General features: G+C 68.4%; 7 protein-coding genes. All 7 read right to left on the reverse strand.

Annotated features, from left to right (window positions below; translation table 11 throughout):
- Nucleotides 1–80: 80 nt before the first annotated feature.
- The 7 genes from H165_RS0106945 to H165_RS0106975 all read right to left on the reverse strand — a co-directional run bounded on the left by H165_RS0106945 (nucleotide 81) and on the right by H165_RS0106975 (nucleotide 15,540).
- Nucleotides 81–1,547 carry an efflux transporter outer membrane subunit gene (locus tag H165_RS0106945; protein WP_017938194.1) on the reverse strand — a complete coding sequence of 489 codons (1,467 nt, stop codon included), beginning with the start codon at nucleotides 1,545–1,547 and terminating at the stop codon, nucleotides 81–83.
- Nucleotides 1,544–4,651: a multidrug efflux RND transporter permease subunit gene (locus H165_RS0106950; RefSeq protein WP_017938195.1), complete on the reverse strand. Its 3,108-nt coding sequence runs from the start codon at nucleotides 4,649–4,651 to the stop codon at nucleotides 1,544–1,546. The genes H165_RS0106945 and H165_RS0106950 overlap by 4 nt, the downstream gene beginning before the upstream one ends.
- Nucleotides 4,652–4,751: 100 nt before the next feature.
- The gene (locus tag H165_RS0106955; protein WP_017938196.1) at nucleotides 4,752–7,850 is read right to left on the reverse strand and encodes an MdtB/MuxB family multidrug efflux RND transporter permease subunit; all 3,099 of its coding nucleotides are present in this window, start codon (nucleotides 7,848–7,850) and stop codon (nucleotides 4,752–4,754) included.
- Nucleotides 7,847–9,190, reverse strand: a complete 1,344-nt coding sequence (locus H165_RS0106960; RefSeq protein WP_017938197.1) for an MdtA/MuxA family multidrug efflux RND transporter periplasmic adaptor subunit — start codon at nucleotides 9,188–9,190, stop codon at nucleotides 7,847–7,849. The genes H165_RS0106955 and H165_RS0106960 overlap by 4 nt, the downstream gene beginning before the upstream one ends.
- 250 nt (nucleotides 9,191–9,440) lie before the next feature.
- The gene (tpx, locus tag H165_RS0106965; protein WP_017938198.1) at nucleotides 9,441–9,944 is read right to left on the reverse strand and encodes a thiol peroxidase; all 504 of its coding nucleotides are present in this window, start codon (nucleotides 9,942–9,944) and stop codon (nucleotides 9,441–9,443) included.
- Nucleotides 9,945–10,126: 182 nt separating this feature from the next.
- Nucleotides 10,127–13,810: a translocation/assembly module TamB domain-containing protein gene (locus H165_RS0106970; protein ID WP_017938199.1), complete on the reverse strand. Its 3,684-nt coding sequence runs from the start codon at nucleotides 13,808–13,810 to the stop codon at nucleotides 10,127–10,129.
- Nucleotides 13,807–15,540: an autotransporter assembly complex protein TamA gene (locus tag H165_RS0106975; protein ID WP_017938200.1), complete on the reverse strand. Its 1,734-nt coding sequence runs from the start codon at nucleotides 15,538–15,540 to the stop codon at nucleotides 13,807–13,809. Before H165_RS0106975 ends, H165_RS0106970 begins: the two co-directional genes overlap by 4 nt.
- Nucleotides 15,541–15,583: the final 43 nt, after the last annotated feature.

Consider the following 15,583-nt stretch of genomic DNA (forward strand, 5'->3'; position numbering starts at 1 on the left):
CGAGTCCGCTTCCGGTCAGTTAACGGCCCTGGCACTGGCTATGCTCGCCCTACCCCTCCTCCGCCAAGCCTGGCCCTGCCTTAGCGCTTTTCCGACACCTGCATCTGCGGCTCTTCCTGCAGCTGACTGGCGTCCCAGCCTCCGCCCAGGGCGGCGATCAGTTGCACACTGGCCAGCAGCCGGTTGCCGCGCAGGCTGAGCAAGGAGCGTTCGTTGGCGAGTGCGCTGGTCTGCACGCTGACCACGCTGTTGTAGTCCACGTGGCCGGCCTTGTACTGGTTCTCGATCAGCCGCAGGGATTCCCGGGCGGCCTCCAGGGCTTCCTGCTGCACTTCGGCCTCGCGCTCGTAGACCTTGAGCTGGATCAGGTAGTCCTCCACCTCGCGGAAGCCTTCCAGCACGGTCTGCCGGTAGCTGGCCACGGTCTGGTCGTAGTTGGCCTCGGCCTGCTCGACGCGGGAGCGGATGATGCCGCCGTCGAACAGGGTCATGGCGAAGGCCGGGCCGATGGACCAGAAGCGGTTCGGCGTGCTGATCCAGTTGTCCAGGGCGCCGCTGCGGTAGCCGCCGGAGGCGGACAGGGTCAGGTCGGGGAAGTAGGCGGCCCTCTCCACGCCGATCGAGGCGTTGGCGGCCATCACCCGGCGCTCGGCGGCGGCGATGTCCGGGCGTCGCTCGAGCAGTGCCGAGGGCACGCTCACCGGCACCTCGGGCAGCTCCGGCACCCGTTCCACCTCGGCCAGGCGGAACTCCGCCGGCGGCACGCCGATCAGCACGGCGATGGCATGCTCCAGCTGGGCACGCTGGTATTCCAGGTCGATGGCCTGGGCTTCGGTGCTTTTCAGCTGGGTGCGCGCCTGGGTGACGTCGGACTTCGGCACTATGCCGGCTTTGTACTGGTTCTCGGTGAGTTTCAGGGAGCGCTGGTAGGCCTTCACGGTGGCGTCCAGCAGGCGTTTCTGCTCGTCCAGTACGCGCAGCTGCAGGTAGTTCTGCACCAGTTCCGCCTGCAAGCTCAGGCGCGCAGCGGCCAAATCGGCGGCGCTGGCCTCCAGGCTCGCGCTGTCGCCTTCCAGCTGGCGACGCAGGCGTCCCCAGAGATCCAGCTCCCAGCTCACTCCGAGGCTGGCGTTGTAGCTCTTGGAGACGCTGGAGGCTGCGCTGGCATTGCTGTCATTGCCGATGCTGCCGCTGCCCTGCCCCGAGCGGGTCACGCCCACGTCGGCGCCCAGGCTGGGGAAGAAGGACGCCCGGGCGCCGCGTACCAGCGCCTTGGCCTGGCGGTACTGGGCCTCGGCGCTAGCCAGGTTCTGGTTGCTGGCGTTCAGGCGCTCGACCAGGCGGTTCAGCTCCTCGTCGCCATAGAGCTTCCACCACTCGCCGCCGATCAGCGCATCGGCCGGCGCGGTGGCCTTCCAGCCCTCGACCTGGCGGAAGGCGGCGCTGCTGGCCACCTCCGGGCGCTGGTAGTCGGGGCCGACGGCGCAGGCGCTCAGGGCCAGCGCCAGGGCCAGGGTGGTCAGGTAGGGTTTGGCGTGCGGAATCATAGCGGCGTATCCAGTGCGGCATCGGTCTTCACACCGCGCCAGCGGTTGAAGCGGTGGCGCAGGCGATCGAAGTAGAGGTAGACCACCGGGGTGGTGTAGAGGGTGAGGATCTGGCTGAGGATCAGCCCGCCGACGATGCTCAGGCCCAGCGGCTGGCGCATCTCCGCGCCTTCGGTGCCGCCGATCAGCAGCGGTACGGCGCCGAGGATCGCCGCCAGGGTGGTCATCAGGATCGGCCGTAGGCGCTGCAGGCAGGCCTGGCGGATGGACTCGTCGGGCGGCAGGCCGTTCTCGCGCTCCAGCTGCAGGGCCAGGTCGATCATCAGGATGGCGTTCTTCTTGACTATGCCGATCAGCAGGAACAGGCCGAGCAGCGAGATCAGGCTGAACTGATCGCCGACCAGGAGAATCGCCAGCAGCGCCCCTACCCCTGCCGAGGGCAACGTGGAGAGGATGGTCAGCGGATGCACGTAGCTCTCGTAGAGGATGCCCAGCACCAGGTAGACCAGCACCAGGGCGCCGAGGATCATCCACGGCTGGCTTTCCTGGGTCTGCTTGAAGGCATCGCCGGCGCCGCCCAGGCGGCCGATCACCTCGGTGGGCATGCCGATGGCCGCCACCGCGCGCTCGATGGCGCGGGTCGCCTGGTCGAGGCTGACCCCGGGGGCCAGGTCGAAGGAGATGCTTTCCGCGGCGAACTGCCCCTCATGGCTCACCCTATCCTCCTGCAGGCTGTACTCGTAGCTGGCGAAGGTGGACAGCGGCACCCGCTGTCCGTCGGTGGTGATCAGGTAGACCTGCTCCAGGGTGGTCGGGTCCTGGGCGTACTTGGGATTGACCTCCATCACCACCTGGTACTGGTTGAGGGTATCGTAGATGGTGGAGATCTGCCGCTGGCTGTAGGCGTTGTTCAGCACGCTGCTGACCATTTCCATGTCCACCCCCAGGCGTTTGGCCTGCTCGCGGTCGATCTTCAGGGTCACCTGCTGGGTGCCGCGGCCTTCGCGGGCGTCGATGGCGGTCAGTTCGGGCAGGGATTTCAGGGCCTCGGTGACCTTCGGCAGCCACTCACGCAGCAGGGATAGCTCGCCGGTCTGCAGCACGTACTGGTACTGGGAGCTGTCGTCGCCGCGCGAGCCGCCGAACATCAGGTCCTGGTCGGGCATCAGCATCAGCCGTGCACCGGGTACCTTGGGCAGGTTCTGGCGCAGGCGCTGGATCACCTGCTGGGCATTCAGGTCGCGCTGGCTGCGCGGCTTGAGGCGGACGATCATGAAGGCGTTGTTGGTACCGCCGGAGCCGCCGATGAAGCCGGCCACGCTCTCCACGGCCGGATCCTTGAGCACGGCGCGGCGGAATATCTCCATCTTCGGCTGCATCACACTGAACGACAGGCCGTCGTCGCCACGGATGAAACCCATCAACTGGCCGGTGTCCTGGGTCGGCAGGAAGGTCTTGGGAATCACGATGTACAGGAACACGTTCAGCCCGATGGTCAGCAGCAGGCTGGCCAGGGTCAGCCGCGGATGGCGCAGCACCCAGCCCAGGGTGCGGTCGTAGAACGCCACCAGGCGCTCGTGCATGCGCTGGCTCCAGCGCTGCAGAGCGTTCTCGTCGCCGCTGTGGTGCGGCTTCAGCCAGCGCGCGCAGAGCATCGGCGTGAGAGTCAGGGAGACCACCAGGGACACCAGGATGGCCGCCGCCAGGGTGATGGAGAACTCGCGGAACAGCTGGCCCACCACATCGCCCATGAACAGGATGGAGACGAACACCGCCACCAGCGAGAGGTTCATGGACAGCAGGGTGAAGCCCACCTCGCGGCTGCCGAGCAGCGCGGCACGCAGCGGCTTCTCGCCGGCGTTGATGTGCCGGGCGATGTTCTCCAGCACCACGATGGCGTCGTCCACCACCAGGCCGGCGGCGAGGATTAGCGCCATCAGCGACAACACGTTGAGGGAAAAGCCCCACAGATACATCACCGCGAAGGTGCCGATCAGCGATATCGGCACCGCCAGGGCGGGAATCAGCGAGGCGCGTAGGTTGCCCAGGGAGAGGAACACCACGATGATCACCAGGGCCACGGCAATCAGCAGGGTGCGCTCGGCCTCGTGCAAGGTGGCGGTGATCACCGGCGAGCGGTCCGCGGCGATGCCCAGCTTGACGGTGGGCGGCAGAACCGCCTGGAGCGCCGGCAGCTGCGCCTTGATGGTGTTGATGGTCTCGATGATGTTGGCGCCGGCCTGGCGGTTGATCACCAGCAGCACGGCGTCGCGATCGTTGAAGAAGCCGCTGTTGTAGCGGTTCTCCACCGCGTCGCGGACCCTGGCCACGTCGGACAGGCGCAGCGCGGCGCCATCCTGATAGCGAATGATCAGCGGCTGGTAGTCCCTGGCGCGTTCCAGCTGGTCGTTGGCCTGCACCTGCCAGTGGCGCTCGCCGTCCTCCACCATGCCCTTGGGCCGGCGTACGTTGGCTTGGGAGATAGCGTTGCGCACCTCGTCGAGGCTGATGCCGTACTGGTTGAGCAGCTGCGGCTCGAGCTCGACGCGCACCGCCGGCAGCGAACTGCCGCCGACCTGCACCTCGCCGACGCCGGTCACCTGGGACAGGCTCTGCGCCAGGATGGTGTCGGCCAGGTCGTAGAGCTCGCCCTTGGAGAGCACGTCGGAGGTCAGCGAGAGCACCATGATCGGCGCCTGCGAGGGGTTGACCTTGCGATAGGTGGGCATGCTGCGCATGCCGCTGGGCAGCATGTTGCGCGCCGCGTTGATCGCCGCCTGCACGTCGCGGGCCGCGCCGTTGATGTCGCGGGTCGCCTCGAACTGCAGGATGATCCGCGTGTTGCCCTGGCTGGTCCGGCTGGTCATCTGGGTGATCCCGGAGATGGTGCCCAGGGAGCGTTCCAGCGGCGTGGTGACGCTGGAGGCCATGACTTCCGGGCTGGCTCCGGCCAGGCTGGCCTGCACGGTGATCACCGGGAAGTCCATCTGCGGCAGCGGCGACACCGGCAGCAGGCCGAAGCTGAGCCCGCCGAGCAGGAGGATCGCCAGGCTGAACAACATGGTCGCCACCGGGCGGGTGATGAAGGGGGCGGAGAGATTCATCGCAGTCCCCCGGCTTGCGGCGCGCCGCTGCGTTCCCCTCTCCCCCGGCCCGTCTTTCCGCGGGTGAGGGGAGCCAGGCCTTGTCCTGCTCCGCCACGGCTCATGCCAAGGCCTCCTCGCCTTCCTCGCGACGCTTGAAGCGGCGCGCCAGGCGGTCGAAGTACAGGTAGATCACCGGGGTGGTGAACAAAGTCAGCACCTGGCTGACCAGCAGGCCGCCGACCATCACCAGGCCCAGCGGCTGGCGCAGCTCGGCGCCGGAGCCGCTGGCGAGCATTAGCGGGATGGCGCCGAACAGCGCCGCGAAGGTGGTCATCAGGATCGGTCTGAAGCGCAGCAGCGCCGCCTGGTAGATGGCGTCGCGGGGGCTCAGGCCCTGGTTGCGCTCGGCCTCCAGGGCGAAGTCGATCATCATGATGGCGTTCTTCTTGACGATGCCGATCAAGAGGATGATGCCGATGATGGCGATCAGCCCCAGGTCGTTGCCGGTCAGGAGCAGAGCCAGCAAGGCGCCGACGCCCGCCGAGGGCAGTGTGGAGAGGATGGTGATCGGGTGGATGTAGCTCTCGTAGAGCACGCCCAGCACGATGTACATGGTCACCACCGCGGCGAGGATCAGCAGCAAGGTGCTCGACAGCGAGGCGCGGAAGGCCTCGGCGGCGCCCTGGAAGCGGCTCACCACGCCGGCCGGCATGCCGATTTCCTGCTGGGTGCTTTCGATCACCTCCACCGCCTCGCCGAGAGACACCCCGGGAGCCAGGTTGAACGACAGGTTGACCGCCGGGAACTGGCCGATGTGGTTGATCACCAGCTCGGCGTTGCGTTCCTCGATGGTCGCCAGACTGGACAGCGGAATCTGCTTGCCGCCGGCAGTCTTCACGTGGATCTGGCGTAGCGCCTGCGGGCCGATATCCGCGCCGCTGGCCGACTGCAGCACCACCCGGTACTGGCTGGCCTGGGTGAAGATGGTGGAGATCTGCCGCTGGCCGAAGGCGTCGTAGAGCGCGTCGGTGATGCTCGACACGTTGACGCCGAGGCGTCCGGCCAGGTCGCGGTCGATGTTCAGGTAGACCTGCAGGCCCTGGTCCTGCAGGTCGCTGGCCACGTCGCGCAGCTGCGGCTTCTCGCGCAGGGCGTCAACCAGCTTGCGGGTCCACTCGCTGAGCAGCGCCTTGTCCGGCGACTCCAGGCTGAACTGGTACTGGGTGCGGCTGACCCGGTCCTCGATGGTCAGATCCTGCACCGGCTGCATGTACAGGCGGATGCCGCTCAGGCGGTCGACCTGCGGCTGCAGGCGTTGGATCACCTCGCTGGCGGTGACGTCGCGCTCGCCGTGGGGCTTGAGGTTGATCAGCAGGCGCCCGCTGTTCAGGGTGACGTTGTCGCCGTCCACGCCGATGTAGGAGCTCAGGCTCTCCACCGCCGGATCCTGGAGGATCACCTCGGCCAGTTCCTGCTGACGGGCGCTCATGGCGCGGAAGGAGATCGACTGCGGCGCCTCGGAGATGGCCTGGATCAGCCCGGTGTCCTGCACCGGGAAGAAGCCCTTGGGCACCGCTAGGTAGAGCAGCACGGTCAGCCCCAGGGTGGCGATGGCCACCAGCAGGGTCAGCGGCTGGTGGCGCAGCACCCACTGCAGCTGGCGCCCATAGCCGGCGATCAGCCGCTCGAACCATTCGCCGCTGACTCGGTAGAACCAGCCCTGCTCGCTCTTCTCCGCCTCGCGCTTAAGCAGCCGGCCGCACATCATCGGCGTCAGGGTCAGGGACACCACCAGGGAGATCAGGATGGCCACCGCCAGGGTGATGGCGAACTCGCGGAACAGCCGGCCCACCACGTCGGCCATGAACAGCAGGGGGATCAGCACGGCGATCAGCGAGAAGGTCAGCGAGACCAGGGTGAAGCCGATCTGCCGGGCGCCCTTGAGCGCGGCATTGAGCGGCGTCTCACCCTCCTCCAGGTGGCGGGCGATGTTCTCCAGCATGACGATGGCGTCGTCGATCACGAAGCCGGTGGCGATGGTCAGCGCCATCAGGGTCAGGTTGTTGATCGAGAAGCCGGCTAGGTACATGACCGCGAAGGTGCCGATCAGCGACAGCGGCACCGCCACCGAGGGAATGATGGTGGCGGACAGCTTGCGCAGGAACAGGAAGGTCACCAGCACCACCAGGATCACCGAGAGCAGCAGCTCGTGCTGCACGTCCTCGACCGAGGCGCGGATGGTCTGGGTGCGGTCGCTGAGGATGCGCACGTCGACGCCCGAGGGCATGGTGGAGGCGATCGCCGGAAGCATCTTCTCGATGCGGTCGACCACCTCGATGACGTTGGCTCCCGGCTGGCGCTGGATGTTGATCAGCACCGCCTGCTGGCGGTCGGCCCAGGCCGCCAGGCGCTCGTTCTCGGCGCCCATCTCGATATCGGCGACGTCCTTCAGGCGCAGCGCGGCACCGTCGTTGTAGGCAAGGATGAGGTTGGCGTACTCCTCGGGGGACTTCAGCTGGTCGTTGGCGTCGAGCATCGACACTCGGGTCGGGCCGTCGAAGTTGCCCTTCGGCTGGTTGACGTTGGCCGAGGTGATCAGCGCGCGCACGTCGGAGAGATTCAGGCCGTTGGCCGCCAGGGCCTCGGGATTGACCCGCACGCGCACCGCCTGGCGCTGGCCGCCGGCCAGGCTGACCATGCCCACGCCGCTGATTTGCGCCAGTTTCTGCGCCATACGGGTGTCCACCAGGTCATGCAGGCGCGGCAGCGGGATGGTCGGCGAACTGACCGCCACGGTGAGCACCGGGGTGTCGGCCGGGTTGACCTTGTTGTACACCGGCGGCGCCGGCAGGTCGTTGGGCAGCAGGTTGTTGGCCGCATTGATCGCCGCCTGGACTTCCTGTTCGGCGACGTCCAGGCCCATTTCCAGAGTGAAGCGCAGGGTGATCACCGAGGCGCCACCGGAGCTGGTCGAGGACATCTGCGCCAGGCCCGGCATCTGCCCGAACTGGCGCTCCAGGGGAGCAGTCACCGCGCTGCTCATCACCTCGGGGCTGGCCCCCGGGTAGAGGGTCATGACGCGGATGGTCGGGTAGTCCACCTGGGGCAGCGCGGCGACCGGCAGCAGCCGATAGGCGATCAGCCCGGCAAGGAGGATCGCCACCATGCTCAGGGTGGTGGCGACCGGCCGGAGGATGAAGATCCGCGAGAGGTTCATACGCCAGGCTTGCCGTTAGCGTCGCCCAGGCGGCCCGGGCGGGAGGAACCGTTGTCGCTGCCCTGCAGCTGCTCGCCGGGCAGGCTGGGGATGCTCTGGTCGCCGCTGACCACTTCCACCTCGCTGCCGTCGCGCAGGCGGTCGGTGCCTTCCAGTACCACGCGCTCGCCGGCCTTCAGGCCGTCACGGATCACGGTAGTCTCGCCGTCGCTCGGGCCGAGCTGCAGGTTGCGCACGCGCGCCTTGTTGTCGGCATCCACCACGTAGACGAAGGCGCCTTCGCTGCCGTGCTGTACCGCCGAGCTGGAGAGCAGCACCGCCTTGTCCAGGGTGGCGGCGCGCAGGCGCACGTTGACGAACTGGTTGGGGAACAGGGTTTCCTTCTCGTTGGCGAAGCGCGCCTTGAGCTTCAGGGTGCCGGTGGTGGTGTCGATCTGGTTGTCCAGGCTGTGCAGCACGCCCTCGGCCAGCTTCCGGGTGTCATTGCGGTCCCAGGCCTCTACCAGCAGCCGATCGCCGGCGCGGTAGCGCTCCAGCACCTCCGGCAGGTCGCGCTCCGGCAGGGTGAAGGCCACGCTGATCGGCTGGGTCTGGGTGATCACCACCAGCGGGGTGGCGTCGCTGGAGTTGACCAGATTGCCGACGTCCACCTGGCGCAGACCGAGACGCCCGGAAATCGGCGCCTTGACGCGGGTGAACTCCAGGTTCAGGCGCGCCTCGGCGACCGCCGCCTGGTTGCTCTTCAGGGTGCCTCGGTACTGGGCGACCAGAGCCTCCTGGGTGTCCAGGGTCTGCTTGGCGATGCTGTCCTCGGCGTACAGGTCGCGGTAGCGCTTGAGGTCCAGCTCGGCGTTGCGCAGTTGCGCCAGATTCTGGGCCAGGGCGCCCTCGGCCTGCTGCAGGGCCACCTCGAAGGGGCGCGGGTCGATCACCGCAAGCACGTCGCCCTCCTTGACCAGCTGCCCTTCCTCGAAGGCCAGCTTGACCAGCTGGCCGCTGACCCGACCGCGCACGTTCACCGTGTTGAGCGCGGTCACCGTGCCCAGCGCCTTGTAATAGACGGAGAAGTCGCCCTCGGTGGCGGCGGTGACCCGGACCGGGGTCGGACCGGAATCGAAGCCGCCGAAGCCGGGCGGGCCGCCACGCCGGCGCGGGCCCTGGGGCTGGGTCAGCGAACTGCCCTGCTGGGGCTTGAACCTCTGCCCGCTCGCCTGCTGGTCGGGGTTGGCGGATGGCCACAGCCACCAGGCCAGCAGGGCCACGACGACGGCGACCAGAAGGAACAACGGCCAGTAGCGACGGATTCGGGAAGCGGAGTTGTTGGTAGGGAAGTCGGCCATGATGGACAGTCAGAATTTTCGGAAGGCTGCACGATAAGCACAGCGGGTCGTCAAGCAAAGTCTCTTTACCGGCTTTTTACCTAAAGCTGACGTTGCTAACCCACTGACGGGCAATGAAAAGCTGCAGGGATGGTGATCCGGGACGGCGGTACAAGGCATTTCCGGCCATGTCAGGGGCGGGCCCCTGCCCTTCGCGTTCCGCCGGCACGGGAAAACGGCCTGACGGGCAGGCCGTTCTCGCAGGGAGGAATTACTTCTGCAGGGCCGCCAGGGCGGCATCGTAGTTCGGCTCGTTGGCGATCTCGCCGACCAGTTCGCTGTGCAGCACTCGATCGTGCTCGTCCAGCACCACCACGGCACGGGCGGCCAGGCCGGCCAGCGGTCCGCTGGTGATGGCCACGCCGTAGTTCCTGAGGAATTCGCTGCCGCGCAGGGTCGACAGGGTCATCACGTTGGTCAGACCCTCGGCGCCGCAGAAGCGCGACTGGGCGAACGGCAGGTCGGCGGAGATGCACAGCACCAGGGTGTTGGCCAACTGGCTGGCCTTCTCGTTGAATTTGCGCACCGAGGTGGCGCAGGTTGGGGTATCGATGCTCGGGAAGATGTTCAACACCTTGCGCTTGCCGGCCAGGCTGGCCAGGGTCACGTCGGCCAGGTCCTTGCCGACCAGGCTGAACGCCGGCGCCTGCTGGCCAGGCTGCGGCAGCTGACCGGCAACTTCGACCGGGTTGCCCTTGAGGGTCACTTGAGTCATGAGACGGGTCCTTCTTGTTTACCTGAGTGAATGAGTCGGTCTTGCTCGAAAAGTTAAACATGCCCGGGAGCAAATGTCCTGAGCAACCTGTGGCAGGTATGCGGTTTGATTTGCCGAACGACGGCTGCCCCGCTCTCCCCGCCCACTGAGAAGCCGGAAGGCCGCCAAGGTTCCCCGCCGGTTCAGAAATCCCGGCGGTAGAAGATGTCCAGGGAACTGGCCAGGCCGCTGGCCGCCTCCAGGTACAGCTGGCGGGTCAGCTCATAGCGCAGGGCGATGGTGTTGGCCGGCTCGAATACCCCCACCCCGTAGCGCAGGCTGAGCCGATCGGTGATCCGCCCACTGGCCACCACGCTGGTCTGCTGTCCGGTGCCGCTGGTGTCCAGCTGGAAGTCACTGATGCCGAGGCTCTGCGCCAGGCTGCCGGCCACCGAGGAACCACCGGCCAGGCCCAGGCCGAGAGCCGCCTGGGCCAGCAGGTTGGTCTCCTCGCCGGTGCCGCCGCCCAGTGGCCGGCCGAGCACCAGGTAGGACAGCGCCTGTTCCTCACCCATCGCCGGTTCGGAGAACACCTGGGTGCGCGGCTGCGCGGCACTGCCGCTGACTCGAAGGCCGGCGACCACGTCGTCGACCCGGCGGATCGCCTCGATGTCCAGGTACGGCTGGTCGATCGGCCCGGTGAACAGCAGGCGTGCGCGGCGGATGTTGAGGCGCTGGCCGTAGGCGCGGTAGCGCCCCTTGTCGAGGCGCAGCTCGCCGCGGGTGTCCAGATCGTCGCCGATCTTCAGGTTGCCGAGCAGCTCGGCGGTCAGGCCGAACCCCTTGAAGGTCAGCTTGTCGCTGCCGACGCTCACGTCGATGTCCATGTCCATCTGCAGCTGCTGCTTCTCCTCCTGGGCACGGCCGACCACCACGGCGTCGTCGGAGACCTTCACGGTGGAAGCCGGTAGCTGGCGGATCTCGATGGCTCCGCGCGGCACCCGCACCTGCCCGGCCACCGCCAGCCGTCCCTCGGCGAGGCGCGCCACCAGGTTAGGCTCCACCTCGAGCGCGGCGTAGGGCTCGACGTTCACCGGCAGACGCTCGCCGCGCAGGTGCAGGTCGCCTTCCGGTTCTCCGATCCAGTTCAGCTGGCCGCTCAGGCTACCTCGGCCCTGCTCGCCGCTGCGCCAGTCACCGGCCAGCTGCAGCTGCTCACCGGCCACCTGCACGCGCAACTGCAGGCCCTCGAAGGATGTCGGCAGCAGCGTGCCGTCGATCTCGCCGCCGCTCAGGGTCAAGGCGCCGTCGATGCGCGGTGCCAGCAGGCCGCCGGAGATCCGCCCGCTGCCGTTCAGTTGGCCGGCCAGGTGCTCGACCAGCGGCAGGAAGGGCCGCACCACCGCCAGATCCAGACCGCTCAGGCGGAAGTCGCCGGCAAGCGGCCTGTCCGCCGGACGTGGGTCGAGGCTGAGCTGCGCGGTCAATTCGCCGAGGCGCTCGCCCTGGAAATCGAGACGGCTGTCGATGCGCCGCGGCGCCAGAGTGCTGTCCAACAGCAGGCGGCCATAGGGGAACTCCAGCCACTGTTCCTGCTCACGGACCCTGAACACGCCGCTGCCGGCATCCACTCGCACCAGGCCCTTGGGTCCGCCAGCCGGCAGGTCAAGCTGCAGGTCGGCGGTGAGACTGCCGTCCCAGGCGAAGTCGTCGGGCAGCCAGGGCGCCAGGTCGGCCAGCGGGAAGTCGCGCAGGCGAAAGCGCAGCTTCGGCTCGGGCTGCAGTCGGGACTCCTCGCCACACAGGCTGGCCGCACCGGAGCGCCAGCAGTGCGCGCCCAGGTTGATGCGGCCGTCGGCCAGGCGCTCCAGGCGCGCCGGCTGCTGCAGCACCCAGTCCATCTGCCCGGCGCTGAGCTCGCCGCGGGCCAGCTGGCCGCGCCAGTCCCAGCCCCCGCGCTGCTCCTCCAGCCTGCCGTCGAAGGCCAGGCTGCCCTGTAGCCTGGGCCCCCTGAGCTGCAGTTCCAGGCGTTGGTGACGAATATCGCCGTCGCCCTGGGCGCTGAGGCTGCCGAATAGGCTGTCGCCGCTGCGGATGCCGCTGGCCGTCAGGTTCAGACGGGCACGCTGGGCGGCGTCGAGGCTGGCGTCCAGATCGAGGCGGCGCAGTTGCAGATCCTCCAGGCCGAGGCGCTGGCCCTCCAGCTTGAGTGTCCCCTGGGGAGCGGCAGCGCTGCCGGCAAGGTCCAAGCGACCGCCAAGCTGTCCGCGCAGGCCGGGCCACAGCTGGCCGAGACGTGGTAGGGCGAGGTCCAGCTGGCCGCGCAGCTGTCGGTTCAGCTCACCGCTGCCCTGGATACGGTTGTCGCCGAGGTGCACTTCCAGGCGCGGTACCTGCCACAGGTTGCCGGCGCCCTGGGCCTGGAGGTGTAACGCCGCCGGCTGACCGCGCAGGCGCCCGTCGAGGTTGAGGTCGGCGGCCAGATCTAGCTGCTGGTCGCGCAGGCTGCCATGGCTGCGCAGGGTGCCGGCCAGCCTGCCGGGTAGCTCCTCGAACCAGTAGGCCGGATCCAGGGCGCTGAAGGTCAGGTCCGCCTCCCAGGCCAGCCCGGCGGCGAAGCGCAGGCCGAGCTTGCCCTCCGCCTTGCCCTGCCCGGCCGCGAGCTCAAGGGCTGGCAGATGGATCTGCTGCAGGTCGCCGCTGACCGGGCTATGCAGACTGAAGGCGCCGGCCGGTCCGTCCAGCTCGGCGGCGAAGTTGCCCAGGTAGTTGCCGTCGTGGTAGGCGACTTCCGCCTTCAGGCGCCGCAGGTTGACCGGCGGCGGCTCCTCCAGCGGATAGAGGCGCATCCAGGGGAAGTCCTGCCAGTCGAGGCGGCCGTCGACGGCGAAGCCATCCTGCCAGTCGAGGCGGCCGTCGAGGCTCAGGCGCTGCTGGGCGCCGGCCTCCAGGACCAGGCTGGCGATGTCGGCCCCTTCGGCATCCACCCGGCCGTCCAGGCGCAGGGCCACCTCGCCGCCCTCGCCCGGCAGCGTCGCCCGGCCCTTCACCCGGTAGCCGGCGGCCAGGTCGCCCTCGCCGGTCAGCTGCACGGCATTCAGCACCAGGGGATCCGGCAGCCCGGCGGCGGCGCGGAAGCCGTCGGCGCGAATCTCCAGCTTCGCCGGTAGGTGCTCGGCCAGCGGCTGCAGCTCGCCTGCCAGGGTGCCGGCCAGATAGCCGCTGCTCCTGCCGCTCAGCTCGAGAGTGCCCTGCAGGTCGCCATTGGCTTGCAGCTCCAGGCGCCAGGACTGGGCGCCCGCGGCCGGCAGGTCCAGGCTGCCGGCCAGTTCCATGGGCCAGTCGCCCTCGGGGCGCAGACTGCCCTGCAGGTCGAGGGCCAGACTGCCCTGGCGTAGCTGCAGGCGCTCGATACGTAGCCCGGCGGCGGTCCAACTGGCCCGCAGCTCGGCGTCGTCCAGCAGGGGCGCGCCATTCAGCCGGATGGCGCCGATGCGCACCTCGCCCAGCTCCAGGGCCAGCGGCAGGCGCAGGCTGGGCAGTCGGAAGGGGCCGGCGTCGTCCGGCTCCTCGCCAGGCGGGAAGCCGAGTTCGAGACGTTCGGCCTGCAGCCGCTCCAGGCACAGGGTCAGGCGCAGCAGGCAGGCCGGTGACCAGGCGAAGCGCGGCGCCTGCACCTCGACCCGCTGCCCGTCCTGCCGCCAGGCGAGGCGCTCGGCCTGCCAGGCTCCGCCGAGGCGCCCCGTGAAGTCTTCGATCTCGACGCCGGGCAGCATCCCCAGCAGCCAGCGACTGCCCGCCGCGGTGCCGAACAGCAGGGCCAGCGCCAGGGCGACGGTCAGCAGCAGGGCCAGCAAGCCCCAAGCGATGCGCTTGGCCGCCCTCATAGCTCAGGCCCCATGGAGAAGTGCAGGCGGAAACCGCCGTCGCCATCCAGCGCATGGGCCAGGTCGAGGCGCAGCGGCCCCACCGGCGATATCCAGCGCAGGCCCAGGCCGACACCAGTCTTCAGGGTCGGGAAGTCCAGGGAATCGAAGGCGTTGCCTTGGTCGACGAAGCTGGCTAGCCGCCATTTCTCGGCGAAGGTGTATTGGTACTCGACGCTGCCGGCCACCAGGTAGCGGCCGCCGACCCGATCGCCGCGCCTGTCCTGGGGAGACAGCAACTGGTAGTCGTAGCCGCGCACGCTTTGGTCGCCACCGGCGTAGTAGCGCAGCGACGGCGGGATGGAGGCGTAGTCGGTGGTTTCGGTACCGCCTAGCTGCAGGCGGCCGAGCAGGCGGTGGCGCTCCCAGAGGGTGGTCAGCCCCTTGAGCAGCAGGTTGGCGTGCACCAGGTCGGCGTCCGAGACCAACCCCTCCTTGGCCACCGCCACGTCGAACTGGATGCGGTAGCCGTTCTGTGGGTCCAGGTTGTGGTCGCTCTGCAGGTAGCTGTAGCTGATCCCCGGCATCAGCAGGTTGCTGATCCCCGAGTCGTCACCGAGGCGGTATTCCTCGCGCCGCCAGGTGAGCGAGAGAACCTGCTGCCAGCCGCTGTCCAGGCGGTGGTGCCATTCCGGGCCGAGCTTGATCAGCCGGCTCAGGCTGTCGGTGTCGGCGATCTCCTCGTACTGGTAGCCGCCGGCGAAGCGCAGCTTGTCGGTGAGCGGCGGATCGAGGGGCACGTCGTACCAGAGCCCGACGTTCTGCCGCGGCGCCGACAGTTCGCTTTCCAGACCGTAGCTGTGCCCCTGCGGGTTGACCCAGTGGCGAGTCCAGTTGAAGCGCCCGCGCGGGCCTACGTCGGTGGAGAAGCCCAGGCCGATGCCGAAGGTGCGTGGCTTGCGGGTGGTCAGGTGGACCTCCACCGGGATGTTCTCGCCGCCGCCCTCCAGCGGCACGGCGTCCACCCGCACGCCCTCGAAATAACCGCTGGACAGCAGCGACTGGTAGAGGTCGGCGATCAGTTCCGAGTCGTAAGGCGTGCCAGGCTCGAACGGCACCATGCGCTGCAGCAGCTCCTCGTCGAACGGCGCGTCGCCGGCGAAGCGCACCTCGCCCAGCCGGTAGCGCGGGCCGCTGTCGTATACCAGTTCGATGTCCGCACTACCGGCCGCCGGATCAATTTCCAGACGCTGGCGGATGAACCGGCCGTGAAAGAAGCCGTAGCGCAAGGCGAGGTTCTGGATGAGCCGCTTGGTGTCCTCGTAATGCCCGTGGTTGAGCTGCGCGCCGGGTTTCAGGTGCTTGCTGGTCGGGACCCGGAAGCCCTTGAGCTGGCTGGCCGGCCCTTCGATGCGCACGCTGACGTTGCGCAGGCGCACCGGCTCGCCGGAGGTGATGTGCAGGACCAGGCGCGGCTGCCCATTCTTGTCCGTGCCAGCTTCGGGACGGATGCGTGCCTGGTAGTAACCCAGCGCCTCGGCGGCCCGCCGCGCCTGGCGCATGACGGAGCGGCTCAGGCGGTAGAGGGCCTGCACGTCTTCCGCCTCGACGGTTCCGACATAGCCTTCCACGTTGGCCTTGAGCGCACTGTTGGCCGGTTCGATGCGCACGTCCAGTTGACCCTGTGCCAGCGCGCTGGTGGCAACGGCCAGCAGAATCAGGGCCGTGCCTATCTTTCCTTGGAAACTCATGGGGGCGGATGCTAACACGGCGGGAGCCGCAGACCAGTACGGC

It is taken from the genome of Pseudomonas thermotolerans DSM 14292, from assembly GCF_000364625.1.
In the GTDB taxonomy this organism is placed as follows: Bacteria; Pseudomonadota; Gammaproteobacteria; order Pseudomonadales; family Pseudomonadaceae; genus Aquipseudomonas; species Aquipseudomonas thermotolerans.

Excerpts from the sequence above, each read along its gene's own strand:
- H165_RS0106945 (WP_017938194.1), bottom strand. The coding sequence starts at position 1,547 with ATGATTCCGCACGCCAAACCCTACCTGACCACCCTGGCCCTGGCGCTG.
- H165_RS0106950 (WP_017938195.1), bottom strand. The coding sequence starts at position 4,651 with ATGAATCTCTCCGCCCCCTTCATCACCCGCCCGGTGGCGACCATGTTG.
- H165_RS0106955 (WP_017938196.1), bottom strand. The coding sequence starts at position 7,850 with ATGAACCTCTCGCGGATCTTCATCCTCCGGCCGGTCGCCACCACCCTG.
- H165_RS0106960 (WP_017938197.1), bottom strand. The coding sequence starts at position 9,190 with ATGGCCGACTTCCCTACCAACAACTCCGCTTCCCGAATCCGTCGCTAC.
- tpx (WP_017938198.1), bottom strand. The coding sequence starts at position 9,944 with ATGACTCAAGTGACCCTCAAGGGCAACCCGGTCGAAGTTGCCGGTCAG.
- H165_RS0106970 (WP_017938199.1), bottom strand. The coding sequence starts at position 13,810 with ATGAGGGCGGCCAAGCGCATCGCTTGGGGCTTGCTGGCCCTGCTGCTG.
- H165_RS0106975 (WP_017938200.1), bottom strand. The coding sequence starts at position 15,540 with ATGAGTTTCCAAGGAAAGATAGGCACGGCCCTGATTCTGCTGGCCGTT.